The sequence below is a fragment of the Burkholderia sp. AU19243 genome (genome assembly GCF_018148075.1).
GTDB lineage: Bacteria > Pseudomonadota > Gammaproteobacteria > Burkholderiales > Burkholderiaceae > Burkholderia > Burkholderia latens_A.
Map to the genome: position 1 here is coordinate 223665 of NZ_JAGSTV010000002.1, position 26358 is coordinate 250022.

General features: G+C 68.1%; 23 protein-coding genes. 18 read left to right on the plus strand and 5 right to left on the minus strand.

Going from position 1 to position 26358, the window contains the following annotated elements; all coding sequences use genetic code 11:
• The first annotated feature begins 17 nt into the window (after positions 1–17).
• The 5 genes from nirD to KDW55_RS04475 all read left to right on the plus strand — a co-directional run bounded on the left by nirD (position 18) and on the right by KDW55_RS04475 (position 9370).
• Positions 18–362: a nitrite reductase small subunit NirD gene (gene nirD, locus KDW55_RS04455; protein WP_040141159.1), complete on the plus strand. Its 345-nt coding sequence runs from the start codon at positions 18–20 to the stop codon at positions 360–362.
• Between the two features lie 16 nt (positions 363–378).
• The gene (locus KDW55_RS04460) at positions 379–4566 is read left to right on the plus strand and encodes a bifunctional nitrate reductase/sulfite reductase flavoprotein subunit alpha (protein ID WP_212160100.1); all 4188 of its coding nucleotides are present in this window, start codon (positions 379–381) and stop codon (positions 4564–4566) included.
• Positions 4567–4654: 88 nt separating this feature from the next.
• The gene (locus tag KDW55_RS04465) at positions 4655–5089 is read left to right on the plus strand and encodes a hypothetical protein (RefSeq protein WP_040141158.1); all 435 of its coding nucleotides are present in this window, start codon (positions 4655–4657) and stop codon (positions 5087–5089) included.
• Between the two features lie 412 nt (positions 5090–5501).
• Positions 5502–8096 carry a bifunctional lysylphosphatidylglycerol flippase/synthetase MprF gene (gene mprF / locus KDW55_RS04470; RefSeq protein ID WP_040139961.1) on the plus strand — a complete coding sequence of 865 codons (2595 nt, stop codon included), beginning with the start codon at positions 5502–5504 and terminating at the stop codon, positions 8094–8096.
• Positions 8093–9370, plus strand: a complete 1278-nt coding sequence (locus KDW55_RS04475; protein ID WP_040139959.1) for an AcvB/VirJ family lysyl-phosphatidylglycerol hydrolase — start codon at positions 8093–8095, stop codon at positions 9368–9370. The genes mprF and KDW55_RS04475 overlap by 4 nt, the downstream gene beginning before the upstream one ends.
• 368 nt (positions 9371–9738) lie before the next feature.
• On the opposite strand, the gene KDW55_RS04480 is transcribed toward KDW55_RS04475, so the two are convergent.
• On the minus strand, positions 9739–10128 hold the full coding sequence (locus KDW55_RS04480) for a hypothetical protein (protein WP_059547081.1): 390 nt from the start codon (positions 10126–10128) through the stop codon (positions 9739–9741).
• 298 nt (positions 10129–10426) lie between these two features.
• On the opposite strand from KDW55_RS04480, the gene KDW55_RS04485 reads away from it, so the two are divergent.
• Both KDW55_RS04485 and KDW55_RS04490 read left to right on the plus strand, forming a co-directional pair.
• Complete coding sequence (locus KDW55_RS04485) at positions 10427–11551, plus strand: extracellular solute-binding protein (RefSeq protein ID WP_069243036.1); 1125 nt, start codon at positions 10427–10429, stop codon at positions 11549–11551.
• Positions 11548–13323: a sensor domain-containing diguanylate cyclase gene (locus KDW55_RS04490; protein WP_212160099.1), complete on the plus strand. Its 1776-nt coding sequence runs from the start codon at positions 11548–11550 to the stop codon at positions 13321–13323. Before KDW55_RS04485 ends, KDW55_RS04490 begins: the two co-directional genes overlap by 4 nt.
• Positions 13324–13419: 96 nt before the next feature.
• On the opposite strand, the gene KDW55_RS04495 is transcribed toward KDW55_RS04490, so the two are convergent.
• Together KDW55_RS04495 and KDW55_RS04500 are read right to left on the minus strand one after the other, a co-directional pair.
• Positions 13420–13719 carry a DUF4148 domain-containing protein gene (locus tag KDW55_RS04495; RefSeq protein ID WP_069243034.1) on the minus strand — a complete coding sequence of 100 codons (300 nt, stop codon included), beginning with the start codon at positions 13717–13719 and terminating at the stop codon, positions 13420–13422.
• A gap of 248 nt (positions 13720–13967) precedes the next feature.
• Positions 13968–14228: a hypothetical protein gene (locus KDW55_RS04500; RefSeq protein ID WP_006760082.1), complete on the minus strand. Its 261-nt coding sequence runs from the start codon at positions 14226–14228 to the stop codon at positions 13968–13970.
• Positions 14229–14447: 219 nt separating this feature from the next.
• Here KDW55_RS04500 and KDW55_RS04505 point away from each other — a divergent pair, with 219 nt between their 5' ends.
• Positions 14448–15344: a LysR family transcriptional regulator gene (locus tag KDW55_RS04505; RefSeq protein ID WP_212197882.1), complete on the plus strand. Its 897-nt coding sequence runs from the start codon at positions 14448–14450 to the stop codon at positions 15342–15344.
• A 131-nt stretch (positions 15345–15475) separates the two neighbouring features.
• Complete coding sequence (locus KDW55_RS04510; RefSeq protein ID WP_059547068.1) at positions 15476–16108, plus strand: LysE family translocator; 633 nt, start codon at positions 15476–15478, stop codon at positions 16106–16108.
• A gap of 95 nt (positions 16109–16203) precedes the next feature.
• Here the strand turns inward: KDW55_RS04510 and KDW55_RS04515 are convergent, their stop codons facing one another.
• A complete protein-coding gene (locus KDW55_RS04515; RefSeq protein ID WP_069243033.1) occupies positions 16204–17889 on the minus strand; it encodes a metallophosphoesterase family protein in 1686 nt (561 codons plus the stop codon).
• A 320-nt stretch (positions 17890–18209) separates the two neighbouring features.
• Here KDW55_RS04515 and KDW55_RS04520 point away from each other — a divergent pair, with 320 nt between their 5' ends.
• The 8 genes from KDW55_RS04520 to KDW55_RS04555 all read left to right on the plus strand — a co-directional run bounded on the left by KDW55_RS04520 (position 18210) and on the right by KDW55_RS04555 (position 24402).
• Positions 18210–18509, plus strand: a complete 300-nt coding sequence (locus KDW55_RS04520; RefSeq protein WP_069243032.1) for a YXWGXW repeat-containing protein — start codon at positions 18210–18212, stop codon at positions 18507–18509.
• A 219-nt stretch (positions 18510–18728) separates the two neighbouring features.
• Positions 18729–19472: an RNA polymerase sigma factor gene (locus tag KDW55_RS04525; protein WP_080294503.1), complete on the plus strand. Its 744-nt coding sequence runs from the start codon at positions 18729–18731 to the stop codon at positions 19470–19472.
• On the plus strand, positions 19469–19888 hold the full coding sequence (locus tag KDW55_RS04530) for a hypothetical protein (RefSeq protein ID WP_059547059.1): 420 nt from the start codon (positions 19469–19471) through the stop codon (positions 19886–19888). Before KDW55_RS04525 ends, KDW55_RS04530 begins: the two co-directional genes overlap by 4 nt.
• The gene (locus KDW55_RS04535; protein ID WP_212160095.1) at positions 19885–20388 is read left to right on the plus strand and encodes a periplasmic heavy metal sensor; all 504 of its coding nucleotides are present in this window, start codon (positions 19885–19887) and stop codon (positions 20386–20388) included. The genes KDW55_RS04530 and KDW55_RS04535 overlap by 4 nt, the downstream gene beginning before the upstream one ends.
• 168 nt (positions 20389–20556) lie before the next feature.
• Positions 20557–21402 (plus strand): GNAT family N-acetyltransferase, encoded by an 846-nt coding sequence (locus KDW55_RS04540; protein WP_212160094.1) that lies wholly within the window; start codon positions 20557–20559, stop codon positions 21400–21402.
• A 148-nt stretch (positions 21403–21550) separates the two neighbouring features.
• A complete protein-coding gene (locus KDW55_RS04545) occupies positions 21551–22945 on the plus strand; it encodes a DUF1800 domain-containing protein (protein WP_209825497.1) in 1395 nt (464 codons plus the stop codon).
• A gap of 2 nt (positions 22946–22947) precedes the next feature.
• A complete protein-coding gene (locus tag KDW55_RS04550) occupies positions 22948–24111 on the plus strand; it encodes a DUF1501 domain-containing protein (RefSeq protein ID WP_212160093.1) in 1164 nt (387 codons plus the stop codon).
• Positions 24112–24183: 72 nt separating this feature from the next.
• Complete coding sequence (locus tag KDW55_RS04555; protein WP_040141154.1) at positions 24184–24402, plus strand: YXWGXW repeat-containing protein; 219 nt, start codon at positions 24184–24186, stop codon at positions 24400–24402.
• Between the two features lie 94 nt (positions 24403–24496).
• Here the strand turns inward: KDW55_RS04555 and KDW55_RS04560 are convergent, their stop codons facing one another.
• Entirely contained in the window at positions 24497–25690 is a 1194-nt protein-coding gene (locus KDW55_RS04560; RefSeq protein WP_209825499.1) for a tyrosine-type recombinase/integrase, read from the minus strand.
• Between the two features lie 267 nt (positions 25691–25957).
• Here KDW55_RS04560 and KDW55_RS04565 point away from each other — a divergent pair, with 267 nt between their 5' ends.
• Complete coding sequence (locus tag KDW55_RS04565; RefSeq protein WP_069243026.1) at positions 25958–26338, plus strand: DUF4377 domain-containing protein; 381 nt, start codon at positions 25958–25960, stop codon at positions 26336–26338.
• Positions 26339–26358 lie beyond the last annotated feature (20 nt).

Below are 26358 nucleotides of genomic sequence, written 5' to 3' on the forward strand. Positions count from 1 at the left end.
TTGCGAAGGAGCCCATCATGAACGACCGTCTTCCGCTGTCCTGGATCCGCGTGTGCCCGCTCGACGACATCGTGCCGAACACCGGCGTATGCGCGCTCGTCAACGGCGAGCAGGTCGCGGTGTTTCATGTCGCGCATCCCGAAGGCGGGGTGTTCGCGATCGACAACGTCGATCCTGTGTCGCAGGCGGCCGTGATGTCTCGCGGGCTGATCGGCAGCGTCGGCGAGCGCATCGTCGTCGCATCGCCGCTGTACAAGCAGCATTTCGATCTGCGAACCGGCGAATGTCTCGAATCGCCCGAGCAATCGGTGAGCGCGTATCCGTCACGCGTCGAGGACGGTTTCGTGTGGGTGGCGGCGTGACCGTCGAGGAACGCGCATGACCGCCACTTCCGTCAAGAGCGTGTGCCCGTACTGCGGCGTCGGCTGCGGGATGGTGCTGCACGTCGAGGATGGCGAGGTCGTCAAGGTGTCCGGCGACTCCGACCATCCGGCCAACTTCGGACGGCTGTGCACGAAAGGCTCGTCCGCGCACGTCGCGCTGCGCCGCTCGGGCCGGCTCGAGCGCGCGTTCGTGCGGCATGCGCGCGAGGACGACCTCGTGCCGCTGCCGGTTCGCGACGCGATCACGCAGACCGCGCGCCGGCTGCGCGCGGTGCTCGACACGCACGGGCCGGATGCGCTGTCGTTCTATGTATCGGGGCAGATGTCGATCGAGGCGCAGTATCTCGTGAACAAGCTCGCGAAGGGCTTCGTCGGCACCAACAACATCGAGTCGAACTCTCGGCTGTGCATGGCGAGCGCGAGCACCGGCTACAAGCAGTCGCTCGGCGCCGATGGCCCACCCGGGTCGTATCAGGATTTCGACCGCGCGAACCTGTTCTTCGTGATCGGCGCGAACATGGCCGACTGCCACCCGATCCTGTTCCTGCGGATGATGGACCGCGTGAAGGCCGGCGCGAAGCTGATCGTCGTCGACCCGCGCCGCACCGCCACCGCCGACAAGGCCGACCTGTTCCTGCAGATCCGGCCGGGCACGGATCTCGCGCTGACGAACGGACTCCTGCACCTGCTGCACGCGAACGGGCGCACCGATGCCGCGTTCATCGACGCGTACACGGAAGGCTGGGACGCGATGCCGGCGTTCCTCGCCGATTACACGCCCGAACGCGTCGCCGAGATCACGGGCCTCGAACAGGCCGACATCCTGACGGCCGCGCAATGGATCGGCGACGCGCAGGAATGGACGAGTTGCTGGACGATGGGGCTGAACCAGAGCACGCACGGCGTGTGGAACACCAATGCGATCTGCAACCTGCATCTCGCGACCGGCAAGATCTGCCGCCCGGGCAGCGGGCCGTTCTCGCTGACCGGCCAGCCGAATGCGATGGGCGGGCGCGAGATGGGTTACATGGGCGCGGGCTTGCCGGGCCAGCGCTCGGTGGCGTCCGACGAAGACCGGCGCTTCGTCGAGAACCTGTGGCGCGTGCCGGCCGGCACGCTGCGCCGGGAAACCGGCAACGGTACGGTCGACCTGTTCGAGCGGATGGCCGCCGGCGACGTCAAGGCGTGCTGGATCGTCTGCACGAACCCGGTTGCAACCGTGCCGAACCGGCAGAAGGTGATCGCAGGGCTGCAGGCCGCCGAGGTCGTGATCGCGCAGGACGCGTTTCTCGACACCGAGACGAACCGCTACGCGGACATCCTGCTGCCCGGCGCGCTGTGGGCCGAGGGCGACGGCGTGATGATCAATTCCGAACGCAACATGACGCTGATGCGCGCCGCGATCGCGCCGCCCGGCGACGCGCTGCCGGACTGGCGCATCGTCGCGGAAGTCGCGCGCGCGATGGGCTTCGGCGATGCGTTCGACTATGCGTCGGCGGCCGACGTATTTGATGAAATCGTGCGCTTTTCGAATCCGGCGACCGGCTACGACCTGCGCGGCGCGAGCCATGCGGCGCTGCGCGACGGCCCGGTGCAATGGCCGGTCGCGCCGGGCGCCGCGCGCGAGCGGCACCCGATCCGCTACCTGAACGACGGCGTGAGCCAGACGCCGCGCGCGGCGGCCGACGGGCACGACGCGCCGCGCGTCGCGTTCCCGACGCCGTCGGGCAAGGCGCGCTTCTTCGCACGGCCGCACGTCGCGCCGGCCGAGCTGCCGGACGATACGTTCCCGATCGTGCTGAACACCGGGCGGCTGCAGCATCAATGGCACACGATGACGAAGACAGGCAAGGTCGGGATTCTGAACAAGCTCAATCCGCGCCCGTTCGTCGAACTGCATCCGGATGACGCGAGCGCGCTCGGCATCGCGACGAAAGACAGTGTCGAGATCCGCTCGGCACGCGGGCGCGCGGTGCTGCCGGCCGTCGTCACCGAGCGCGTGCGGCGCGGCAACTGCTTCGCGCCGATGCACTGGAACGACGTGTACGGCGACGATCTGTGCATCAACGCGGTGACCCACGATGCGATAGACCCTGAATCGCAGCAACCCGAACTCAAATATTGCGCGGTCGCGCTGACCCGCGTCGACACGGATGCGTTTGCGTCCGCGGACCACACAGCCGCGCGACCCGATGCGTCCGCGGCCGGCGCGCCGCTCGTGCCCGCGACGGTGTCGAGTGCGGCATCACAGGAAACCGACATGGCAGACCTCGACACTTTCGCGGCCGCGCTCGGCGTGGCCGATTTTGCGCCGCCGCCGCTGTCCGACGCAGAGCGTCTGTACGTGGCCGGCTTCGTCAGCGGGCTGAAGGCGAGCGCCGGGGGCCGCGAAGGCGGCGTACCGGTGCTGCCGGCCGGCGCGCCGCTTGCGCCGCCGGTGCGGCTCTGGCTCGACGGGATGCTCGCGGGGCTGTTCAGCCGTGCGGTGCCGGCGCACGCCGCGGATGGCGCGGCGCCTGCGCTGCCTGGCGACGCCGCCGCGTCCGGCGGCGTACGCATCGTGCGCGCGCGGCCGAAGGTCACGCTGCTGTGGGCGTCGCAGACGGGCAACATCGAATCGTTGACCGAGGATTACGCGACGCAGTTGATGAACGCGGGCTTCGAGATTCGTACCGCGTGCATGTCCGACTATCCGGTCGCGTCGCTGGCCGGTGCGCAGTACGTGCTGCTGATGACGAGCACGTTCGGCGACGGCGATCCCCCTGACAACGGCAGCGAGTTCTGGGACGCGCTGCAGGCCGGCAGCGCCGCGCGCCTCGACGGTGTGCACTTCGCGGTGCTCGCGTTCGGCGATCGCAACTACGACCAGTTTTGCGGACACGGCCGCCGGCTCGATGCGCGGCTGGCCGAACTCGGTGCGGCGCGGCTGTGTGCGCGCGTCGATTGCGACGTCGAATTCCAGCGCGACGCGGACCAATGGCTCGAACGCGTCGTCGCGCGGATCAAGGAGGCGGATGCGGCGCTGCACGCGGTGCCGGCCACCGGCTTGAGCGCGTCCGGACTGTTGCCGACCAAAGCGCACCCGGCGCCGTCGAGACTCGTCGCGAACCTGCGGCTGAATCGCCCGGGCGCCGCGAAGGACACGCGTTACGTGTCGCTGTCGACCGAAGGCGCGAACCTTGAATACGAAGCCGGCGACGCGCTCGGCGTGTGGCCGACCAACTGCCCGGAACTGGTCGACGAGTTGCTGTCGGTCACCGCGCTGAAGGCCGACGCGCCTGTCTCGGTCGCGGGAGTCGGCGACATGCGCCTCGCCGACGCCCTTGCACGCCACTTCGACATCACGCGCCCGCACCCGGATACGCTTGCGTTCATCGCGTCGCGCAGCGCAAACGGCGCACTGAACGCGTTACTCGCCGACGACCGCAAGGCCGACCTGAAGCAATGGTTGTGGGGACAACAGCTTGCGGACGTGCTGCATGAATTCCCGGTCGAGTTGTCGGGCGCGGAATTGGTCGGGATGCTGAAGCGGTTGCAGCCGCGCCTGTATTCGATCGCATCGAGCCCCAGCGCGCATCGCGGCGAAATTCATCTGACGGTGTCGGCCGTGCGCTATCACAACGGTCGTCGTGCGCGCAAAGGCGTCGCATCGACGTTCCTCGCCGATCGCGCGGACGATGGCCGCGTGCCGGTGTTCGTGCAGAAGTCCGCGCATTTCCGGCCGCCGGTGAACGGCGACGTGCCGGTCGTGATGGTCGGGCCGGGCACCGGCGTCGCGCCGTTCCGCGGCTTCCTGCACGAGCGGCAGGCACGCGGCGCGCGCGGGCGCAACTGGCTGTTCTTCGGCGAGCAGCACGCGCAGACCGACTTCTACTACGGCGACGAACTCACGGCGATGCGCGACAGCGGGTTGCTCACGCGGCTCGATCTCGCGTTCTCGCGCGATCAGGCCGACAAGATCTACGTGCAGGACCGGATGCGCGAGCAGGGCGCCGAGCTGTACAGGTGGCTGGAAGAGGGCGCGCACTTCTACGTGTGCGGCGACGCCGCGCGGATGGCGAAGGACGTCGACACAGCGCTGAAGGCGATCGTGGCCGAGCACGGCGGGATGTCCGACGAAGCCGCGAACGACTACGTCGCGCGGCTCGCGAAGGCGCGCCGGTACATGCGCGACGTGTATTGAGCGCGTGCCCGCATCGGCCGGTTCGCTGCAACGATCGATCCGGTAGCGCATGATGGCGGCTTCCGCCACCAAGCAATGGAGTCGCGCGATGATCCTGTTCCCGAATTTTCCGATTCGAACGCTCGTGATGGTCGCCGCGCTGGCCGCCGCCGCGATTCCCGGCGCACCGGCCATCGGCGAGACATCGACGGTGCCGGCCGGCTCGGCTGTCGCGACGCCCGACAACGCGGTACTGCTCACCGTGTTCCTGAAACACGACGAGTCGCGCCCGCTCGCGGAGCTGAACGCGCAGCTGGCGAAACAGGGGTTCTACAAGGCGTTTCCGCCGCCGGGCGTCGAGGTGGTGAGCTGGACGGTAACGATGGGAATCGGGCAAATCGTCGTGCTGCGGCTGCCGGCGTCGCGGTTGCGCGAGGTCAATCGCGTGCTCGAGGATACGGCCTGGGGCGTGTACCGGACGGAGTTCTACCCGACTTACGACTACAAAACGATCGGGTTGGGGGAGCATGAGCGCGCGAAGTGACGCGTAGTGACGTCCGTCCGCGTCGGCGGGCCCATCGAATCGACCCGTCCCCATTCCGAAACGCGCGGCGCCATCGTGTTTTCCTCCTCGTTCCACGGGCGCGGCCCGGCAGATTTCTCCCAAATGCATCACAAGTCATTCATCTGATGAAAAAACCGCCCGCGTTCCCGGTATGATGCGCACCGTGCGTCCGTGGACGCCCTTTCTTTATGCGATTTTGATACGCACGACATCACAAATCCGCACAAAGCGAATGTGAAACATTCTGTAATATAAAGTCCGTATACTTGTAATTTCTGATCCAGGCGTCGCCTGCCTCTGCTTTCGGGCGACCGCCCACGCAGAACAACCCGATTCGTCGCCGCCCGGCCGTCCCGCGCCGCGACATGCTATGCACCTGCACGAATAACCTATGTCTTCCCGTCGCCCTGGTCCGCCCGGCCGTGCCGCGTCGGCGATCGCCCGTGTTTCGGCGCTGATCCGCCACGAGCGCGTGCTGTCGCCGCTGCTCGCACTCGGCATCGGCTTGCTGCTGATCGTGGTTTTCCAGCACTTGTCCGAATCCGTCGACTACCGGTCGGTGATCCGTCAGCTTCGCCACATGACCGTCGGCGAGTGGGGCGCGTCGCTCGCCGCGACTGCGCTGAGCTATCTCGCGCTCGTCGCTCGCGATGCGGTCGGCCTGCGCTACGTCGGCGCGAAAGTACCGCGCGCCGCGCTGTGGATCGGCGCGATCGCCGGCTCGGCGCTCGGCAACGCGACCGGGTTCGGCGCGCTTACGGGCGGCGCCGTGCGCGCGCGCGTGTACGGCGTGTCGGGCGTCACGCCTGCGCAGATCGGGCGGATGACGGTGTTCACGAGCGGCACGCTCGCGCTCGCAATGGTGTTGATGACCGCGATCGGCATGGTTTGCGTGCCGCAGACGCTTGCTGCAATGCTGCACGTCGCGCCCGGCGTGCTCACGTGGGGCGGCGCCGCACTGCTCGTCGTGCTGGCCGGCATGGTCGCGCTGTGCGGCCACACCGCGCGCCCGGTCGTTACGCGCTTCAAATGGCTCGCATTCGACGTGCCGGCGCGGCGCGATCTCGTTGCGCAGGTCGTCTACGCGGTGCTCGACGTCGTGGCCGCCGGCCTCACGTTGTGGGTGCTGTTGCCGGCCGCGCCGGTCGGCTTCCCGACCTTCATCACCGTGTACGCGGCTGCACTGCTGCTCGGGATGATCGGCCATACGCCGGGCGGGATCGGCGTGTTCGAAGCTGCGATGGTGTTCACGCTGGGCCGCGAGGTGCCCGCGCACGCGATGGTCGCCGCGCTGATCGCGTATCGCGCAATCTACTTCGGCGTGCCGCTCGTGCTGTCGGCCGGCCTGCTGGCTGCCTTCGAAGGGCGCGCGCTGCGGCGCCGGCTCGTGTCGCGGCAGGCTGCGCGCGTGTCGCAACTGGCGCCGCTGTTCCTGAGCCTCGTGACGTTCGCGGTCGGCGGGATGCTGGTGATTTCGAGCGCAACGCCCGCGTTCTGGCACCGGATCGCGATCCTGCGCAACATCGTGCCGCTGTGGGTGCTCGAAGGCTCGCAGGTGATCTGCAGCGTGCTGGGCGTCGCGCTGCTGTTCGTCGCGCGCGGGCTGCTGCGGCGCCTCGACGGCGCATGGTGGATGACCTTCGCGCTGACGCTCGCGAGTCTCGCGCTGTCGCTCGCGAAGGGGCTTGCGTTCGTCGAGGCTGGCGTGCTCGGCACGCTGCTGGTGCTGCTGCTCGTCAGCCGGCGCCGCTTCAACCGTCATTCGTCGCTGCTCGCCGAGCGCTTCACCGTGAGCTGGTTCGTGTCGGTGACGCTCGTGCTGATCCTCGCGGTGTGGGTGCTGTGCTTCGCGTTCCGCGACGTGCCGTACACGCGCGATCTGTGGTCGCATTTCTCGTTCGACGCACGTGCGCCCCGCGCGTTGCGGGCGACGCTGGCAGCCGGCGTGTTCGTCGCGATGTTCGCGCTGTGGCAATTGCTGCGGCCGGCGCCCGGCCGCTTCGTGAAGCCGGCCGAGCAGGATCTGCTCGACGCGGAGCGGATCATCCGCGCGCAGGAATGCAGCGATGCGGGCCTCGCGCTGATGGGCGACAAGTCGTTCCTGTTCTCCGAATCGCGCCGCGCGTTCCTGATGTACGCGAAGAACGGCCGCACGTGGGCCGCGCTGCACGATCCGGTCGGACCGCGCGAGGAATGGCCGGCGCTGATCAGCAAGTTCATCGCGCTCGCGCACGCACACAGCGGGCGCGCGGCGTTCTATCAAGTGCGTGCGAACGCGCTGCCGCTGTATCTCGATGCCGGGCTCACGCTGATGAAGCTCGGCGAGGAAGCGCACATCGCGCTCGACCGGTTCGACCTGAAGGGCTCGAACCGGTCACATCTGCGTTATGCGCTGCGCCGCGGCGACAAGGATGCGCTGTCGGTCGAGGTGATCGCGCCGGCCGACGTGCCGGCCGCGCTGCCGGCGTTGCGCGACATCTCCGACGGCTGGCTCGACAGCCGCGACGCGCGCGAAAAGAGCTTCTCCGTGGCCGCCTTCCACGAGGGCTATCTCGCGACCCAGTCGGTGATGCTGGTGCGGCAAGCCGACAAACCGATCGCGTTCGTCACGTTCATGACGACCGACCTCAACACCGAGGCGACGGTCGGCGTGATGCGTCATCTGCCGGAAGCGTCGCCGTATGCGATGGAGTATTTGTTTACGCAGCTCGCGCTGCATCTGAAGGAAGCGGGATTCCGCAAGCTGAGCCTGGGCATCGCGCCGTTCTCGGGAATGGGGGCGGCGAAGATGCCGTCGCCGTGGCACCGGTTCGGGCTGATGGTCTGGCGCTTCGGCGGCCGCTTTTACAACTTCCGTGGCTTGCGTGCTTTCAAGAGCAAGTTCGAGCCGCACTGGGAGCCGCGCTATCTCGCGGCCTCCGGCTCGGTCGGCGTGTTCGTCACGCTCGCGGATCTGTCCCTGCTGGCTGGAGGTCGGCGCTCATGATGGTGAAGAAGGGTATCGCGCGGGCGGCAGTCGCCTGCGCGGGAATGATGCTGGCCGGCGCCGCGCTCGCCGCGCAGCCGGCGACGCAACCGGAAACGGTGTCGGGCGGCCGCTACGGCCCCGTGATCGTGACGAAGCCGAACGGCCCGCTGCGCGGTTTCGTCGTGCTGTTCTCGCGTGGACGCGGGTGGGGCGCGGCCGACCAGCAGGCGGCCGACACGCTCGCGAAGGCGGGTGCTATGACGGTCGGCGTGGATTCGGAGCGCTATGCGGCGAACCTCGCCGCGAAGCAGGAAACCTGTCACCACCTCGACGGCGACGCCGAGGCGGTCAGCCATCAGCTCGAACGGCTGATGCAATCGGCACGCTATTACACGCCGATCGTCGCGGGCGTGGGCCAGGGCGGTGCGATCGCGAAGCAGATCCTGTCGATGGCGCCGGAGAACACGATTGCCGGCGTCGTATCGGTCGATCCGGCCGCGAAGCTCGATGCGCGCTTCAAGCCGTGCCCGCCCGATCCGACGATCGTGCGCCGCGCGATGCCGGGCTTCGTCGAAACGGCCGCGGCCGGCGACGGCGCGAAGCTCGTGTCGCTCGTCACGTCGCATCTGCACGACACCAGCAGCAGCGACGAACTCGACGTGTCGGATCTGCCGCTCGTCGAACTGCCGGCGAAGGGCGGCACGGAGCGTCTTGCGATCGTGATCTCGGGCGACGGCGGCTGGCGCGATCTCGACAAGACGATCGCCGAGGCGCTGCAGCGCGACGGCGTGTCGGTTGTCGGCATCGACAGCCTGCGCTACTTCTGGAGCGAGAAGCCGCCGGCGCAGGTGAGCCGCGACCTCGCGCGCGTGATGCGCACGTACATGGCGCGCTGGCATGCGAACCGTGTCGCGCTCGTCGGCTACTCGTTCGGTGCGGACGTGATGCCGTTCGCGTACAACCGGCTGCCTGCCGACCTGCGCGACAAGGTTTCGGTGATGTCGCTGCTCGGCTTCGCGCCGGCCGCGGATTTCCAGATCCGCGTGACGGGCTGGCTCGGGATGCCGGCGAGCGACAACGCGCTGAAGGTCGCGCCGGAAATCGCGAAGGTGCCGCCGCAGCTCGTGCAGTGTTTCTACGGCGCGCAAGAGAAGGACACGATGTGCCCGGCACTCGCGAATACCGGCGCCGACGTGATCAGGACCGGAGGCGACCACCACTTCGGCCGCGACTACATCGCGCTCGAGAAGAAGATCCTCGGCGCGTTCGGCAAGTCCGTCGCGGCGCGCTGAGCGGTGGCGCCCGCGGCACGGCGGGCGCCGGATGTGCGATTCATCGGACGGGCGGCCCGGGTGACGGGTCGCCCGTTTTCATTTCTCGTCCGCGCGGTGTCCGGCCGCGTTGCGCTCGCGTTTCAGCACCACGTCGTGACAGTTGCTCGCCGTGCGCTGCTCGGCCGCGCCGCCGATCGCGGTCGCGAACTTGCGCGGCCCGAACGCAAATGTCGGATGCAGGATGGTCCTGCTGTCGTCTCACGTCGGCGCACGGGCGCACATCGTCGATGCCGTCCGCGCGACGCTTGCGTGCGCGTTGCACGAAATGTCGGGGATTCATTGAATTGCGCGCGCGTGTTGCGCGGGCGCGTGCGTGCTGATAACGCTTATGCGTCGACGATCAGCGCGTGATCGAGCGCGCGGATCCGCTGGTCGATGAAGTAGCCGCCACCTTCCTGATAGCGCAGGAACAGGCGCGCGCACGATGTGCAGCGGCTGACGTTGCAGCGGTTGTACGGGAAGTGGCGTGGCGCGATCGGCGCGTCGTCGGACCAGTAGCGCGTGCCGGCCGGATGGTACTCGTCGTAGGCGGGCTCCGGCTCGCCGGGCGGCGCGAGCGTCGCCACTTCGACGAGCTGCGCGTGTTGCAACGACAGCGGCAGGCTTGTCCAGCCGGCGAGCGACGTTTTCGTGCAGACGCACGGCTGGTCGATGGCGGCGGCTTCGGCCGCGAGCGTCAGCAGCGCGGCGTGATCGAGGTAGGGCAATGCGCTCATGGATTGGGAGTACGCAGAAGGAGCAAAGGGGCTTGCAATGTAACGCGTGTAGGCGCCCGCTGCACGACGGCGCATGGCGCAACGTTGTCTCGATCGGCGTGCAAACGCTTTCACCTGATCATTGCCGGTTCGTGCGTCGGTATGCGTGCGCACGCGACGATACGCAACCGAATGCGTGCACACGCGCCGCGTTGGATGGCCGCGAACACGGTGTTCGTGCGGCTTGTTCCAATTGCGCGGCAAAATTTTTTATGGTCTTGTTGCACGATCTCGCTTCGACTCAAAAAAGGACAGTCGAATGCATTCGGGGAATTCGGCCGGGGACCGACTACTTATCGACATCCGCGCGTGTCGGCGTGCGCGCCGTGCCGTATGCGGGGTGCTCGTCGTGTTCGCACTGGGCTTGTCGGGTGCGTCCGCATGCGCCGCTTCTCCCGAGACCAACACTGACGTCGTGCTGCGTGTGCTCGCATGGCCGGGCTATGCGGATACCGACGTCGTCAATGCATTTGAGACGCAATTTCATGTGCGCGTCGAAGTGACGTTCGTCGATTCCGACGAAGCGTTGTGGACGCGCATGCATAGCGCGTCGCCGCCGCCGTATGACGTGCTCGCGGCGAACACGGCCGAGATCCAGCGCTACGCGCGCGAAGGGCTGCTCACGCCGATCGACCTGTCGCAGATCCCGAACCGGCGTCGGCAACTGCCGAACTTCCAGCAGCTCGCGACGATCGGCGGGCTCGTGCACAACGGCGCAGCGTACGGGATCCCGTTCACATATTCGTCGATGGGATTGATCTACGATCGCACGCAGGTGCCGGCCGCACCGCACTCGATGCTCGAACTCTGGAATCCCCATTACCGTGGCAAGGTGCTCGACTTCAACAGCGCGCAACATAATTTTTCGTTCACCGCGCTCGCGCTCGGCTACGCCGATCCGTTCCATCTGTCGCCCGCGCAAACGCTTGCCGTCGCACACAAGCTGATCGACCTGCGGCGCAACCTGCTTACGTATTACACGCTTCCGGAAGAAGCGACCGCGCTGTTCGTCCAGCATCGCGCGGCGCTGATGTTCGGCAACTACGGCACGCAGCAGGTCGAGCAATTGCGCCGCGCCGGCGCGGACGTCGGCTATGTGATTCCGGACGAAGGGGCGCTCGCTTGGCTCGATTGCTGGGGTGTCACGCGCGGTGCGGAGCGCCGCGCGCTCGCGTTCGCGTGGATCAACTACATGCTCGAGCCGGCGATCGGCGCGCTGCTGACCGAACGCCAGGGGCTCGCGAATACGCTCCGGTCGCCCGCCGGTCTCGACGCCGCTCGCTCGCATCTCGTATGGATCCAGCCGGTCGAGGACATCGCGCGGCGCGAATCGCTGTGGAGCCGCATCGTGTCGGGCGACCGGCCGGCGCAGTTCGGCAAATGATCAGGCTCGGGCTTACGTCGAAGCTGTCGGTGCTCTTTGCATGCATCGGCGTGATCGCGTCCGGCACGACCGGCTATTACGCGTACCGTGCGAACCGGACGATGCTCGTGCAGGAGGCGCAGCACAGCCTGTTGATGTCGACGCAATTGCTCGCGCAGCGCTTCACGACCGCGCTGTCCGACGTGGCCGACGATGCACTCGTGCTAGCGCAGTTGCCGTCATCGGCGCTTGTTGCAGGCACCGACACCCCCGATCGCGCGGCGCGTGCGCGGCTCGAGCAGGTTTATTGCAGCTTCATGCGCAACCACCCCGAGTATCTGCAGATTCGCCTGATCGCACGCGCGCACTTCGGGCTTGAACGGCTTCGAGTCGACCGTGACGCGCGCGGCATCGTCGTGCTGCCCGAGAGCGCGTTTCAGGAGAAGGGGCAGTTTCCTTACGTATTCGAGACGTTCGCGACGGCGCCCGGCCATATTTACCTGTCGCCGATCGCGATCAACCACGAAACGGGGGCGCATGCGGCCGAGGGGCTGCCGATCCTGCGCGTGGGCACGCCGGTTGTCGACGCGGCAGGCCGCGTTGTCGGCGCGCTGATCGTCGACATCGAACTGTCACGCGTATTCGATCGGCTCGAGCGCGATTTGCCGCCGGACTATGTGGTGTATCTCGCGAACAAATGGGGCGACTTCATCGTGCATCCCGATCCGTCGCAGACATTCGGTTTCGATCGCGGGCGGCGCGTGCTGATGCAGGAGAGCTTTCCCGCCACGCGGCTGCTGTTCACCGGTTCGCGCACGAACGTGACGCTCGACGGGCTGGCGCAACCCGACGATGCGCCGGGGCAGATGCTGGCGTTCGTGCGCACGCCGTTCGGCAAAAGCGAGGGCAACCGTTTCGTCGTGCTCGGCATGGCGCGCCCGCTCATCGACGTGCTGGCGCCCGGTGCGATTCTCGGCGAGCGGATCATCCGGATGGTGTTCCTGATGAGCCTGGCCGCGGTGATCCTCGCGATCCTGTTCGCTCGCGCGATCACCCGGCCGCTGCAGATGCTCGCGCGCGCGGCGACCCATGTGTTCGACGATCCGGCCGCCGAGCGGCTGCCGGTCGCGCGCGCCGACGAGATCGGCGTGCTGGCGCGCTGCTTCGACAGCATGCGCGTCGAGATTCGCACGCAGGTCGCGATGCTGCGCGCGAAGCAACTCGAGCTCACGCATCTCGCCGGCCACGATCCGCTGACCGGGTTGCCGAACCGCCTGCTGTTCATGGAGCATCTCGATGCCGCGATCCGGCATGCAGCCGCGGTGCGTGAGGGGTTGGCGGTGATGTTCGTCGATCTCGACCGCTTCAAGCAGATCAACGACCAGCACGGGCATGCGGCGGGCGACCGGACGCTCGTCGCGGTCGCGAAACGGTTGAACCAGGTGCTGCGCAGCGGCGACATGGCCGCGCGGCTCGGCGGCGACGAGTTCATCGTGCTGATTTCGGACGTGCGCTCGCCGGCCGTGATTGACGATATCGCGTCGCGCATCCAGAGCGTGATGGCCGAGCAGCTCGAGTTCGGCGAGCGGCAGCTGGCCGTCGGCGCGAGCATCGGCGTGAGCGAATATCCGGCCGATGGCGCGTCCGCGGAGGAGTTGCTCGTCAAGGCCGACGCGGCGATGTATGCGGCGAAGGCATCCGCGCAGTGCGCGTGCGTGCGTTATCAGGAATTGCTCGGCGGCGATGCTGCCGCGGACGCCGCCGCTCGGATCGCGGCGGGCGGCAGCCGGTGACGATGCGCGCCGCAAGCGTGCCGCACAAACGCCGCGAGCCCGTCGCGGGACGGGCTCGTGACAGCTGCACGGCCGCGCGCGTGCGCGGCGGCGGGCTTAGTGGCCGAAGTAGACCGAATCGCGGGCGTTCTGGACCTTGACGGCCGGCGCGCCGCCCTGGACGGCAGGAGCCGGCTGCGCACCGTAGCCGCTGTTGTCGGCCGCGTGCACGCGCGCTTGTGCGGCCTGGATGTCGGCCGGGTAGTACGGGCTCGACTGCGCCGGCGTGTAACCCGCGTTTTCAAGCTGGACGAGTTCGTTGCGCACCTGCGCACGGGTCACGGTGCTTTGTGCAAAAGCGCCGAACGAAGCGGACAGGGCGACAGCGGCAACGACTGCGGAAACGAGCGACTTCATGACGACCTCCGATGTTTTGTTGACTTCGCTGGCGACACCGTGTCGTGAGCGATTGATTTCATCGTAGGCGTCGGTGCTTCTAGGGTAAACGTGGATTCGAGCGAAAGATTCTTGCGAACGAGACAATAATTCACGAATAAATGTGGTCCGTCCCCGCTCGGCGTTGCGGAAACGGCAACCTTCGCGAACGTGCGCGAGACGGCGTCGGCACGCGCCGGCGCAGGGGTGGACGGGCTTACGGTGCGGGATCAGACGCCGTCGGCGTCGTCGATTTCCTTGCGCTCGCGGCGTTCCTCGTTGCCGCGGCGCGCGCGAAGGCGCTGGCGCGACAGGACTGCGATCACCTGCTGAGTCGGCGCACCGGACGGCAGCTCGTTGCGGATGCGATCGGGCACCATCGGCAGGCCCGCGCGCTGCCGGCGCAGTGCCTTCGCGATCGCACGGCGGCATTCGTCGCCGTGGCAATCCCATTCATCGCGGATTCTCTGGCAATAACGGCATTGTTCCATCGCGACAGTCTAACGCGTCTCGCGGATCGTGGCTGAGCGGGCGGCTGCGCCGCCGCGCGGCGTGGCGATGCGGCCCGTCTCGCCGGCGCGCGAGGCGGTGGGCGTCGCCTCGGCAATGCGCGGCGAACGTCTCCCGATACGGTTGCGTCTGTTCAATATCGTTCATGATGTGCGACGCTGTCATGTGAAAAGTACATGCGTCGAAGCAAGGAGGGGGAAATGACGCTTGCGCAGTTGCAGGCCCTGGCGGCCGTGGTCGAACTCGGCTCGTTGAGGGCCGCGGCCGAGCGGCTCAACCGCAGCCAGTCGGCGATCAGTCACGCGCTGACCGAACTGGAGGATCTCACGGAGGTCAAGCTGCTGTTGCGCGATCGCCAGCCGGTCGTGCTGACCGCTGCCGGCGAGCGCCTATGGCCGTACGTACAGAACGTCGTCCGCGAAGCGCAGACGCTGCGCCAGCAGTTCGGTTTGTCGCGGGGCAAGCTCGAAGGCCGGCTGGTCGTGGCGTCGCTGCCGAGCGTGTCGTTGGCCTTCGTCGTCCCCGCGCTCGAGGCGTTGAAAGCCGCGCATGACGGCGTGACGGCGGTGCTGCTCGAAGGCACGGACGCGGAAGTCGAAGGCTGGCTGGAAGACGGCACCGCCGATATCGGCGTCGTCGCCGGCACGAAGACGTTCGCTCACAACCTGACGCTGCTCGACGAGGATTTCGTCGCGGTGGCCGCGGACGGGATGTTCGACGGCCGCAGCAGCGTATCGCCGAAACTGCTGTCGACGCTGCCGTTCATCTTTTCGAAGGCGGGATGCGGGCCGGTGATCGCGGATTACTTCGCGCGCAACGGTGCGTTGCTGCACGCTGCGTTCAATGTGGTCGAGATGCGGACGATTCTCGCGATGGCGGAGGCGGGGATGGGCGTGTCGATCGTCCCGCGTATCACGCTCACGTACACGCGGTTCGGCGGATGCGTATTGGAGCTTTCGCCGCGGCTGCGCCGCTCCGTGCGGCTGTCGTGGAACGCGACCGGCAACGCGGTGGCCGACGCATTCGTGAAGCTGGTCGACGCGCGGCGCACGAAGGCCGGAAAAGCACACCGGCCGTGCGCGAAAAAGGACAGGTAATGCGCCGGGAGCGCAGAACGGCGCGTTGAATCCCGTGCATGCGACGCTTGCAACTTATTCATGCCGCGTGCTTCCAGCATGAAATATATTGTTCGCTACTCGTCCGACTTCATCGCCTGAAGGAGCTCGCCGTGCCTGCCTTGCCCACCCTCGTTGCCTTCGGACTCGTGTCGCTCGGCATGGTCGTCACGCCCGGCCCGAACATGATCTATCTGATTTCCCGCTCGATCTGCCAGGGCCGGCGCGCAGGGCTGATATCGCTCGGCGGCGTCGCGCTTGGGTTCGTGTTCTACATGTTCTGCGCGGCATTCGGCATCACCGCGCTGGTGCTGACGGTGCCGTACGCGTATGACGCACTGCGGGTCGCCGGTGCGCTGTATCTGCTGTACCTCGCATGGCAGGCGCTGAAGCCCGGAGGCCGTTCGGCGTTTCAGGTGCGGCAGTTGCCGCACGACAGCGGCGCGAAGCTCTTCACGATGGGCTTCGTCACGAATCTCGCGAACCCGAAGATCGCGGTGATGTACCTGTCGCTGCTGCCGCAGTTCATTTCGCCCGGGCGCGGCAGCGTGCTTGCGCAATCGCTGGCACTCGGCTGCGTGCAGATCGCGGTCAGCGTCAGCGTCAATGCGCTGATCGCGAGCATGGCCGGGTCGATTGCCGGGTTTCTTGCCGATCGGCCTGCGTGGGCGCGCGTGCAGCGCTGGTTGATGGGCACCGTGCTCGCCGGGCTGGCCGTGCGCATCGCGCTGGACTCGCGGAACTAGACGGCGCCGCCGTTCCCGCGTCATGCGTGCGCCGATCGATATCGGCCCACCGCGGCCGCCCGTGGCGCGCCGAAGCGCCGCGGGCGGCCGTCGTATCAGCGTTCGCCGCGCTTCTTGCTGAGCTCGATCGTCTCGAACAGTTCGTACTGCGCGGTCGGATGCTGATCCGCGCCCGGCGCATGGTAGTAGCGCATCGTGATCGTCGTGTGGCCGCCGGGCTTGCCGGGGTCGTGGTCGAACACGGCGATCCCGTAACCCGTGCCCGTATCGCGGCGCGCGGACCAGATCGCATCCTCCAGCGCGTCGGCCGGCTTGCGCACGAACGTGTTCGGCGCGGCGCCGGGCACCGGCCGGTTCGGTTTCGTGAAGACCTTCGCCTGCGCGTAGCCGGTCGCCGGGTTCTCGCCGTATACGTCGAGCGGCGCGCTGGTGCCGCCGCCGCCGAGTATCAGATGGATCGTACCGTGGCTCGTGTCGAACGTCGTCCGGTTCGGATCGGTTGCGCCGACCGGACGCGGCTGCAGCGTCTCGACGACTTCACCGGTCGACGCATCGACGCCCGCGCGATGATTGCAGCCGCGCACAGGGTAGCTGCGCTCGTAGTCGTGATCGTGGCCGCACAGCACGAGGTCGACGCCGTAGCGATCGAACAGCGGCAGCCAGGCCTCGCGAATGCCCTTGTCCGATCCGTTGCCCGTCTTCGACGAACTCAGCGCGTCCTGATGCATCTGCACGACGATCCAGTCGATGTCGTCATCGTGCGCCGCGTGACGCAGCGTGTGCTCGAGCCAGCGGGTCTGCTCGCCGTTGCTGTAGCCACGCACGTAGAACGACGTGCCTGGTTCGATCGGCGGCCGGCCCGTGCTCGCAGCCGGCACCAGCGGGGCGGGACCACCGACGAACGCGGCCGCGTCCTGGTACACCACATCGTCGGCATCGAGCGAGATGAACAGCACGGAGCTCACGCGAAAGCTGTACCAGCGGCCCGGAAAGCGCGTGCCGTTCTCCGGCAGCGTGTAGCGCGCAAGGTACGAGTCGAGCCCCTGCGGACCGTTGTTGAATTCGATCTCGTGGTTGCCGGGGCACGGCATCCACGGGCGGTTCGCGGCCGACGTCTGGTTGTTGTTGCCAAAGTCGCGCCACACTTCCGGCTGATGCGCCGGGTTCAGGTTTGCATAGCAGAGGTCGCCGTTCAGCAGGTGAAACAGCGGCTGGAACTGCTCGACGGCCTGCACCGCGAAGCGGCTTTGCGGCGACGACAGCACCCACGCGCCGTTCGGTGTCGCGAGGTCGCCGTAGCTCGTGAAGCGGAACGGTGCGCGGCCGCGCGGCGCCGTCGCAAACGTCGCGGTGAACGGCTGCGCGGCGTTGCTGTCGTTGTCGGCGGTAAGTTCGTAGCGATAGCGCGTGTCCGGCTTCAGGCCGTGCACGCGTGCGTGATATGTGAACACGGTCTCGCCGTTCAGGCCGTCGGTGTAGAGGCGCTGCACGCCGTGCACGGTGCGGGCCGGCTCGCCGTCGGCGACGATGCGCGCGCGCGGATTGACGGCCGGCGCGAGCGACGCCCACGAGATCACGACCTCGGACGCCGGGTCGTTGCCCCACGTCAGGTGCACCTGTTCGGGCGTGCCGTCCGGCGCCGACGCAGCGGCACGGGCGGTCGCGAGCCCGCTCGCGGCGGTCGCGAGGCCGGAGACGCCGGCCAGTTTCAGGAAGCCGCGACGCGAGACGGAAGCGGCCGGCTCGTTCGGCTCGGCAGGGAAGTTGTCCTGGTTCGACATGATCGTATTTTCGTTTGATGGTACGCGAGATGTGGAACCGCGCGGCCGCGCGCGAGCGCGTCCGGGGCGTGGGCCGGAAACGAGCGGGATCCCGGTGACGTGCATTGTCGAAGCGCAGTTTTGCCGGGTTGTGACAGACGGTAATCGGGCCGCACGCCGCGCAAGCCGTGCACGCCGCATGCAATGCGCGCGCGGTCTGCCGCCGCGCTGCGAAAATTTTCTGCCGATGCAGCGACGGATTCGGATCGCATGCGCCGTTTAACGGATGAACGGCCGCTTCCGGCCATGGACATTCGATCCACGATGCTTCGGAGTCTTTCATGAAACCTTCCATTTCATTACGGTTTGCCGCGGGATGCGCGGCCGCGCTCGCAACGTCCGCCGTGTTCGCGCAGACGATCGTCGTTGCGCCCGTCGCACCGCCGCCGCCCCGCGTCGAAGTGATGCCGGCGCCGCGCGCGGGTTATGTGTGGGACCAAGGTCACTGGCACTGGCGGCACGGCCGCTACGTATGGATTCCCGGGCATTGGCAGGCAGTGCGTGCCGGTTATCACTGGGTGCCGGGGCACTGGGTCGCGCGCGGTCCCGACTGGCGCTGGGTGCCGGGACACTGGGCGTGACACGCACGACGCCGTGCGATGCGCCGCGTTCGCGCGATCGCATGCCCTCACGTAACCTTGCGAGTCGACCCATGCCCGTCAGAACCGTGTTGATCGTGATAGCCGCAGCCGTCGCGCTGACAGGTTGCGTCGTGGTGCCGGCGCGTCCGGTGTATTACCGGCCCGCGCCGGTCGTCGTATATTGATCGCGCCGGCCGGCGCGCGATCGACGGAATCGACATGCCGCTCGGAACGGATATCGATGAGACCGACAATGCCGAGCCCGCGCGCGTCGCATCACACGCTGTCGACGCGGCGGCCCGACGCATGCAAGGAGAGTACGACGATGAGCATCAGGCGGATCGCGGACGTGTCCGCCGGCAGCCTGCCGCATGCGTGCCGCACGTTGCGGAGCCGTGCGCGTTGAGCGACGCCGATCCGGACGCGGAACTCGTCGCGCGAGTCGGTGCGCGCGATGCATCGGCCGTGCGCGTGCTCGTCGCGCGCAAGCTGCCGCGTCTGCTTGCGCTGGCAACACGCATGCTCGGCGACCGCAGCGAAGCGGAGGACGTTGCGCAGGAAACCTTTTTACGTATCTGGAATCATGCGCCGCGCTGGCGCGACGGCGAAGCCCGTTTCGACACGTGGCTGCATCGCGTCGTGCTGAATCTGTGCTACGACCGCTTGCGCGGACGGCGCGAGGAGCCGGTTGACACGCTGCCCGACGTGGCCGACACGCAACCCGAGCCGGCCGCGCACGCGGAACTGCGCTCGCGCGACGTGCGCGTGCGCGCTGCGCTTGCCGCGTTGCCGCCCCGGCAGCGGGAAGCGCTCGTGCTCCAGTACTATCAGGAGATGTCGAACGTCGAAGCGGCCAACCTGATGGGCATCACCGTCGATGCGCTGGAAAGCCTGCTCGCGCGCGCGAGGCGCAACTTGCGCGCGCAACTGGCCGGTGACTCACCTAGCGAGGACAAGCGATGACACCCGAACGATTCCGTACCATCGTCGCCGCGTACGGCTCGGATGCGCGGCGCTGGCCGCAAGCCGAACGCGCGGCGGCCGAAGCGTGGGCGCACGCGCATCCGCGCGACGCACTGGAAGCGCTCGACGAAGCCGCCGAGCTCGATGCATGGCTGATGCAGGACACGGTTGCGCCGCCCGCGCCGGCGCTGGTCGAACGCATCGTCGCAACGGCGCCGGCGCCGCAACGCGCGCGACGTCGCGGCAGAGTGTGGTGGTCGGGCGCCGCGTTCGCGGGCGTCGGGCTGGCCGGTGCGCTCGCCGGCGCGGTGGCCGTGTCGATGCTGATGCTCGGCAGCGCGCCGATCGTGCAACACGAGCCCGTCTATCTGACGACGACGTTCGGCGGCCCGAGCATCGACGGAGCGGACGAATGAGCGAACGCAACTGGAAATTCGTTCTCGTCGGCTCGGTCGTGTTGAACGTGTTCATGCTCGGCGCGATCGGCGGCGGCGCGTATCAGTGGTTCTCGACGCATCGCGACCTGCGTGCGGCCGGCGGTCCCGCGCCGCGCACGGCCCTGCGTTTCGCCGCGGACGAATTGCCCGACGCGCGTCAGCGCGAGTTCGCGGCGGCACTGAAGGCGGCGCGCAAGGACGGCCGGGATTTCGCGCGGGAAGGGCGCGACGGGCGTATCACGGTGCTGGACCTGCTCGCCGCGCCGCAACTCGATCGTACGGCGATCGACGCGGCGCTGGAACGGACGCGAGCGGCCGACAGTGCATTGCGTGCGCAGGTCGAGCGCAGTGTCGTCGACTTTGCGGCGACGCTGACACCGGACGAGCGCGTGAAATTCGTCGACGGCTTGCGGCGCAGCGGCACCTGGCGGCTGCCGGCGAAGTTGCAGCAGAAACGCGGTGCGCCGGCGAATGAGTAAGAAGCGGTCGTCGCATGGCGGCACGCCGCGTTTGCGAGCCGGGCGCGACATACGTTGCGAGCGTCGCCCCTATCGGCCTGCGGGATTATGATGACCCGATCGGCAGCAGAGGCGATGTATCGACCGTAACGCAAGCGGCAATTGCGAGCGCCGCGACAGGGGCGAACCATGAATCGCAGCGAAGAGTTTCTCGTACGCACGATGTCGGCCGACGAGATCGCGATGTCGATCGAATGGGCGGCTGCAGAAGGGTGGAACCCCGGGCGGCACGATCCGCAATGCTTCAGCGTAGCGGATCCGGCGGGTTTTTTCATCGGCGTCTGGCGTGGCGAACCGGTCGCCAGCCTGTCTGCGGTCGCCTATGACGCGCACTTCGGCTTCATCGGTCTCTATATCGTGAAGCCTGCGTTTCGCGGCCGAGGCTTCGGCATCCGAGTCTGGCAGCACGGAATGCACTACCTCGGAAACCGCAACATCGGTCTCGACGGCGTCGTTGCGCAGCAGGCGAACTACGGGAAGGCCGGGTTCCGGCTCGCGTATCGCAACATCCGCTATCAGGGGCGCGTGGACGGCATCGCGGGCGCGGACGCGGTGGCCGCGGCCGACATACCGCTCGAGCAGTTGCTCGCGTACGATCGCCGGTGCTTTCCCGCGGCGCGCGAGCGTTTCGTTTGCGCTTGGATCGCCCAGCCGGATGCCGTTGCGCTCGCAACGATCGATGCCGGGCGCGTTGTCGGATACGGCGTCGTGCGCCGCTGCAAGACGGGCTGCAAGATCGGCCCGCTATTCGCCGATCACGCGGACGTTGCCACGGCGCTGTTTCGCGCGCTCGCGGCGCGCATGCCCGGCGAGACGATCGTGCTCGACGTGCCGGAAACGAATCCGGCAGCGGTCGCGCTCGCGGAGCGGCACGGCATGTCTCGTGTCTTCGAGACTGCACGGATGTATACGAAAGAAGCGCCCGCGATCGAGATCGGCCGCGTGTTTGGCGTGACGTCATTCGAGCTGGGGTGAGCGGCGCGAACCTGGCCGCGCCGCGGTTGAAAGCAAACGGAAAGTGAAGCGGCTTCGCGGCCGCGAATCGACAATATTTCGCAGTTCGCGCGACGGATTTCCCGGCATCTCCCGTTAAACACGGGTACGCACCGCGAGAACTCTCGTCATGGACCACCCGAACGCCATCTCACCGGCCGCGATCGCGCTGAACCGCTTCGGTCTGGGCGCGCGCGCCGACGAAGCGCCGCCCGCCGATCCGCAAGCCGCGCTGCTCGGCGAATTCGACCGTTACGACGCACGGCCGGCCGCATGGGCCGGCGAACCGGACGCGATCGCGCTCGCGACGCGCTTCGCCGCTGCACGCGATGCGATGACCAGCGACGACGCATCGGCGAAGCGTGCGACCGAACAGTCGATCCGCCGCGACGGCTACGACGCGTATCGCAGCGCGGTCACGGCACGACTGAACAGTGCACTGAACACGCCCGCGCCGTTCGTCGAACGCCTCGTCCATTTCTGGGCAAACCACTTCGCGGTGTCGGTCGACAAGGGGCAGGTCGCCGCGTACGCCGGCGCATTCGAGCGCGACGCGATCCGCCCGCACGTGCTCGGCCGCTTCGAGGACATGCTCGTCGCCGTCGAGCAGCATCCGGCGATGCAGCTGTTCCTCGACCAGGCGCGCTCCGTCGGCCCCGACAGTCCGGCCGCGCTGCGCGCCGAAGCGCGCAATCCCGCCGCGCGACGCGGCCTCAACGAAAACCTCGCGCGCGAAATCATGGAGCTGCATACGCTCGGCGTACGCACCGGTTATACGCAAGCGGACGTGACGGAATTCGCGCGTGCGCTGACCGGCTGGAGCGTTGCCGGCGGCCGCGGCCGGCAGCCCGACGGTGCGGTGCCGGGCGCGTTCGTGTTTCGCCCGGCGCTGCATGAGCCGGGGACGCGTACGGTGATGAGCCGAACTTACGCGCAGCCGGGCGACGCTCAGGCGCGCGCGATCCTGAGCGACCTCGCGCGTTCGCCTGCGACGGGCCGGCATATCGCGTTCCAGCTCGCGCGCCATTTCGTCGCCGACAATCCGCCGCCTGCGCTCACCGAGCGGCTGGCCCGCGCATTCGATGCGAGCGGCGGCGATTTGCCGGCCGTCTATCGCGCGCTCGTCGATGCGCCGGACGCGTGGTCGCCGGTCAATCGCAAGTTCAAGACGCCGTGGGAGTGGGCCGTATCGTCGCTGCGCGGGCTCGGCTGGCGTGACACCGGTGATGTCAAGGCCGCGCCGCTGCTCGCGCAGCTCGGCCAGCCGGTATGGCGGCCAGGATCGCCGGCCGGTTATGACGACGTCGCCGCGAGCTGGGCCGCGCCCGACGCGCTGGTGCGCCGTGTGGAGATCGCGCAGCGGCTCGCCGCGCGCACGGGCGACCGGCTCGATGCGCGCACGCTCGGCAATGCGCTGCTCGCCGGCTCGCTGAGCGTACCGACGGCGGCCGCGCTGTCGCGCGCCGAAAGCGCGACCACGTCGCTCGCGCTGCTGCTCGTGTCGCCCGATTTTCAACGGAGATGAACATGGCCCGATCTGTTACCCGCCGGCAATTCCTGAGCATCGCCGCCGCGGGCGCTGGCGCGATCCTGGTCGCGCCGCGCATCGTGTTCGCGAACGTCGAAACCGACCGGCGCTTCGTGTTCGTGATCCAGCGCGGCGCGGCCGACGGACTGAACATCGTCGTCCCGTATGCGGAGCCTGCGTATGCGGCGCTGCGCGGCCCGCTCGCGATCGATGCGGATAAGGCCATGCGCGTCGACGGCACGTTCGCGCTGCATCCATCGCTCGTGCAGACCGCACAGCTGTATCGCGACAAGCAGGCGCTGTTCGTCCATGCGATCGCATCGCCGTATCGCGACCGCTCGCACTTCGACGGCCAGAACGTGCTCGAGACGGGCGGCCGCGCGCCATACCAGGTGAAGGACGGCTGGCTGAACCGGCTCGCCGCGATGTTGCCGGCCACGCGCGATCGTGCGATCGCATTCGCGCCTACGGTGCCGCTCGCGTTGCGCGGCAGCGTGCAGGCCGCGTCGTATGCGGCGTCCGGCTTGCCCGCCGCGCCCGACGATCTCCTCGCACGCGTGACGGCGCTTTACGAGGCCGATGCGCAGCTCGGTCCGCTATGGCAGTCGGCGATGGCCGCGCGCGGTCTCGCCGGCGATGCGCATGCGCGCCAGGATCCGGCCGGTGTCGGCAAGCTGGCGGCGACGTTTCTTGCGCGCGACGACGGCCCGCGGATCGCGATGATCGAAACCGGCGGCTGGGATACCCACAGCGCGCAGAACGCGCGGCTCGCGAACCAGCTGAAGGCGCTCGACACGATGCTCGCCGCTTTGCGCGACGGGCTCGGGCCGGCGTGGCAGCAGACCACGGTGCTGGTCGCGACCGAGTTCGGGCGCACGGCCGCGGTGAACGGCACCGGCGGCACCGATCACGGGCAGGCGTCGGTCGCGATGCTCGCGGGCGGCGCGGTTGCCGGCGGCCGCGTGATCGCGGACTGGCCCGGCTTGCGGCGAGGTGATCTGTACGAAGGGCGCGATCTCAAGCCGACCGCATCGCTCGATGCGCTGATCGCGGGCGCGGCCGCCGAAAGCCTGCGGCTCGATCCTGGCCGTACTGCGTCGGCGCTGTTTGCGGAAAGCGGCGCGACGCGTCCGATGACAGGTCTCATTCGCGCAATGGCTTGATGCGCGGCTGGCGCGAAAACGCGCATGCGTCAACGCGCAGTCGAATCGATTACAAGACAGGGAGAAATGAAGATGAAGATCCGATCCGCATCGCTTGCCGTCCTGGCAACCGCGACCGCAGCGCTGATGTCCGCATGTGTCGTCGAACCGGCGCGGCCGCCGCAGCCCGCCCCGCTCGTCGAGGTCGCGCCGCCGCCGCCCGCACCCGGATATCGCTGGGTCAAGGGCCATTACCGCTGGGCCGGCAATCACTGGGCGTGGGTGCCTGGGCATTGGGCGGCCGTGTATTGATCGGAACGCGCGCCGGCCCGTGCCGTGCGGCCCGCGGTCAACGATGGCCGAAGCGCGCCCGCAATCCGGATCGCGTTGCGCATTGCCTCTACGACTACCAACCGATCCGGTGCTTGTCCTCGGTTTCGCGGTGCCGCCAGTCGTCGTCGGCGTGGAGATACTGGCTCGTCGTCGTTAGCGACACGTGTCCGAGGTTGTCGCGCACCAGCCGTAGATCGACGCGCCCGTCGGCCATGTGAGAACCCGCGCTGTGGCGCAGCCAGTGCGCGGACGCCTGTTCGAGCACGCGTGCGTGTTCTTCGCCGCCATCCGGTTGCGCACGCAACCGATCGGCTGCGAACCGGAACACCTGCTTCACGATCCGATGCAGCGCCGCGCGCGTGAGCGGCTTGCGTGACTGACCCGCGGGCAGCACGAGCGGAGTCGCTTCCCCATTGGCCGGCAGCGCCGGAAGGCCGTGCGCGTGCCGGTAGCGCCCGAGCTCGGTCATCAGTTCCGCGGTAGCCGGCACGAGCCGCTGCCGGCCGCCTTTGCCCGTCACGTCGAGCCACCAGCGATCGCGTCCGTTCGTATCGCGTCGCGCGAAGAATTGCCCCATCGTCGTGTCGGCGGCCTCGGTGATGCGCAGGCCGCCGAGATACAGCAACGTGAACACCCAGCGCGCGCGGTCCGCATGGAACGCGGCACGCGCATCGTCGCGCGGCATCGCGGCGATCGCGTCCTTGACCGCCTGCCACAGCGGTGGCGCGAGATGGCGCGTGACGCGCGGTGCGGGCCGCCGTTGCCGCTGTCGCGACAGTGCAAGCGGATTGCCGGCCAGATAGCCGGCCTGCACGAGCCACGAGAACATCACGTTCAGGATCACCATCGCCTGCCGCTGGCTGGCCGCCGACAGCGGTCCGTAAAACGGCCGCCAGCGCGGGTCGCCGCGCGGATGCTTGCGGCCGCCGTTCGCGCACCACAGGTCGGCTGGCGCGGGTGCGAGCAGGAATTGCCGGTAGACGACGAGGTCCTCGTGCGTCAGCGACGACAGCGGCTTGCCGCACGCGATCACCGCCCACAGCAGCAACCGCTCGGCTTCCTTGCGATAATTCTGGAACGTGGTCGGCGTATCGACAAAGCGCGCGAGCCATGCGCGTACCGCATCGAGATCGTTGGTCGCGGCGATCTGCGGATGCGCGCTGGTCGAGCGGTTCGTGCCCGCGCGTCCGTCCAGCGCGGCCGGTACGGTCAGCGTATCGATCGGCAGCGGGCGCAGCGTAGCGTCGGGCGGCAAGGGTGAAGTCATGCGAGGCGGAGGGGGCGCGCGGCCGTGGCGGACGGTGCGGGCAGTGCAAAGCATACGGGGAAGCGCCGATGGTAATACACGATCGCCACGCGGTGAACCCGCGATCGATCGCAATCCATTGAACGGCGAGGGCGGCGCGTCATCGTTTCAGCTCGTGCGGGGCGTTTGTTGAACGAGCGGTGCGGCACGCGCGCTGTAAGCGATTCGTGAACTTTCGCATGCGCTGTCCGTCAAACCGCCCCGCCAACGCTTCCAAAGGAATACCCGATGAATCGCAACACCAGAACGCTGCTGGGCGCGGCCGTGATCGCGGCCGCCACGCTGCTCGCCGGATGCCAGACCGACGCCGTCGCGACCGCTGCGCGCGCGGCCCGCGCGTCCGACGGACAGCCCGTGACGAAGACGGTCTACGTCGCGCCGCAGACGGCGCGCTGCATCGGTGTTGCGCCGATGGACTGCCTGCAGGTGCGCAGCAGCCCGGCCGAGCGCTGGAGCCTGTGGTACGCGGGCATCGAGGGTTTTGCGTACCAGCCCGGCTATGACTATGTGCTGGAGGTCGATGAATATCGCGTCGCGCAGCCGCCGGCCGACGGCTCGTCGATCCGCTGGGTGCTCAGGCGCATCGTCGAACGCCGCGCGGCGAACTGACAGCCGCGCCCGTCGCTGAC

Excerpts from the sequence above, each read along its gene's own strand:
- mprF (WP_040139961.1), top strand. The coding sequence starts at position 5,502 with ATGTCTTCCCGTCGCCCTGGTCCGCCCGGCCGTGCCGCGTCGGCGATC.
- KDW55_RS04545 (WP_209825497.1), top strand. The coding sequence starts at position 21,551 with ATGGACCACCCGAACGCCATCTCACCGGCCGCGATCGCGCTGAACCGC.
- KDW55_RS04530 (WP_059547059.1), top strand. The coding sequence starts at position 19,469 with ATGACACCCGAACGATTCCGTACCATCGTCGCCGCGTACGGCTCGGAT.
- KDW55_RS04475 (WP_040139959.1), top strand. The coding sequence starts at position 8,093 with ATGATGGTGAAGAAGGGTATCGCGCGGGCGGCAGTCGCCTGCGCGGGA.
- KDW55_RS04560 (WP_209825499.1), bottom strand. The coding sequence starts at position 25,690 with ATGACTTCACCCTTGCCGCCCGACGCTACGCTGCGCCCGCTGCCGATC.
- KDW55_RS04540 (WP_212160094.1), top strand. The coding sequence starts at position 20,557 with ATGAATCGCAGCGAAGAGTTTCTCGTACGCACGATGTCGGCCGACGAG.
- KDW55_RS04480 (WP_059547081.1), bottom strand. The coding sequence starts at position 10,128 with ATGAGCGCATTGCCCTACCTCGATCACGCCGCGCTGCTGACGCTCGCG.
- KDW55_RS04515 (WP_069243033.1), bottom strand. The coding sequence starts at position 17,889 with ATGTCGAACCAGGACAACTTCCCTGCCGAGCCGAACGAGCCGGCCGCT.
- KDW55_RS04555 (WP_040141154.1), top strand. The coding sequence starts at position 24,184 with ATGAAGATCCGATCCGCATCGCTTGCCGTCCTGGCAACCGCGACCGCA.
- KDW55_RS04490 (WP_212160099.1), top strand. The coding sequence starts at position 11,548 with ATGATCAGGCTCGGGCTTACGTCGAAGCTGTCGGTGCTCTTTGCATGC.
- KDW55_RS04460 (WP_212160100.1), top strand. The coding sequence starts at position 379 with ATGACCGCCACTTCCGTCAAGAGCGTGTGCCCGTACTGCGGCGTCGGC.
- KDW55_RS04495 (WP_069243034.1), bottom strand. The coding sequence starts at position 13,719 with ATGAAGTCGCTCGTTTCCGCAGTCGTTGCCGCTGTCGCCCTGTCCGCT.
- KDW55_RS04550 (WP_212160093.1), top strand. The coding sequence starts at position 22,948 with ATGGCCCGATCTGTTACCCGCCGGCAATTCCTGAGCATCGCCGCCGCG.
- KDW55_RS04500 (WP_006760082.1), bottom strand. The coding sequence starts at position 14,228 with ATGGAACAATGCCGTTATTGCCAGAGAATCCGCGATGAATGGGATTGC.
- KDW55_RS04465 (WP_040141158.1), top strand. The coding sequence starts at position 4,655 with ATGATCCTGTTCCCGAATTTTCCGATTCGAACGCTCGTGATGGTCGCC.
- KDW55_RS04505 (WP_212197882.1), top strand. The coding sequence starts at position 14,448 with ATGACGCTTGCGCAGTTGCAGGCCCTGGCGGCCGTGGTCGAACTCGGC.
- KDW55_RS04535 (WP_212160095.1), top strand. The coding sequence starts at position 19,885 with ATGAGCGAACGCAACTGGAAATTCGTTCTCGTCGGCTCGGTCGTGTTG.
- KDW55_RS04565 (WP_069243026.1), top strand. The coding sequence starts at position 25,958 with ATGAATCGCAACACCAGAACGCTGCTGGGCGCGGCCGTGATCGCGGCC.
- KDW55_RS04520 (WP_069243032.1), top strand. The coding sequence starts at position 18,210 with ATGAAACCTTCCATTTCATTACGGTTTGCCGCGGGATGCGCGGCCGCG.
- KDW55_RS04485 (WP_069243036.1), top strand. The coding sequence starts at position 10,427 with ATGCATTCGGGGAATTCGGCCGGGGACCGACTACTTATCGACATCCGC.
- nirD (WP_040141159.1), top strand. The coding sequence starts at position 18 with ATGAACGACCGTCTTCCGCTGTCCTGGATCCGCGTGTGCCCGCTCGAC.
- KDW55_RS04525 (WP_080294503.1), top strand. The coding sequence starts at position 18,729 with ATGCCGCTCGGAACGGATATCGATGAGACCGACAATGCCGAGCCCGCG.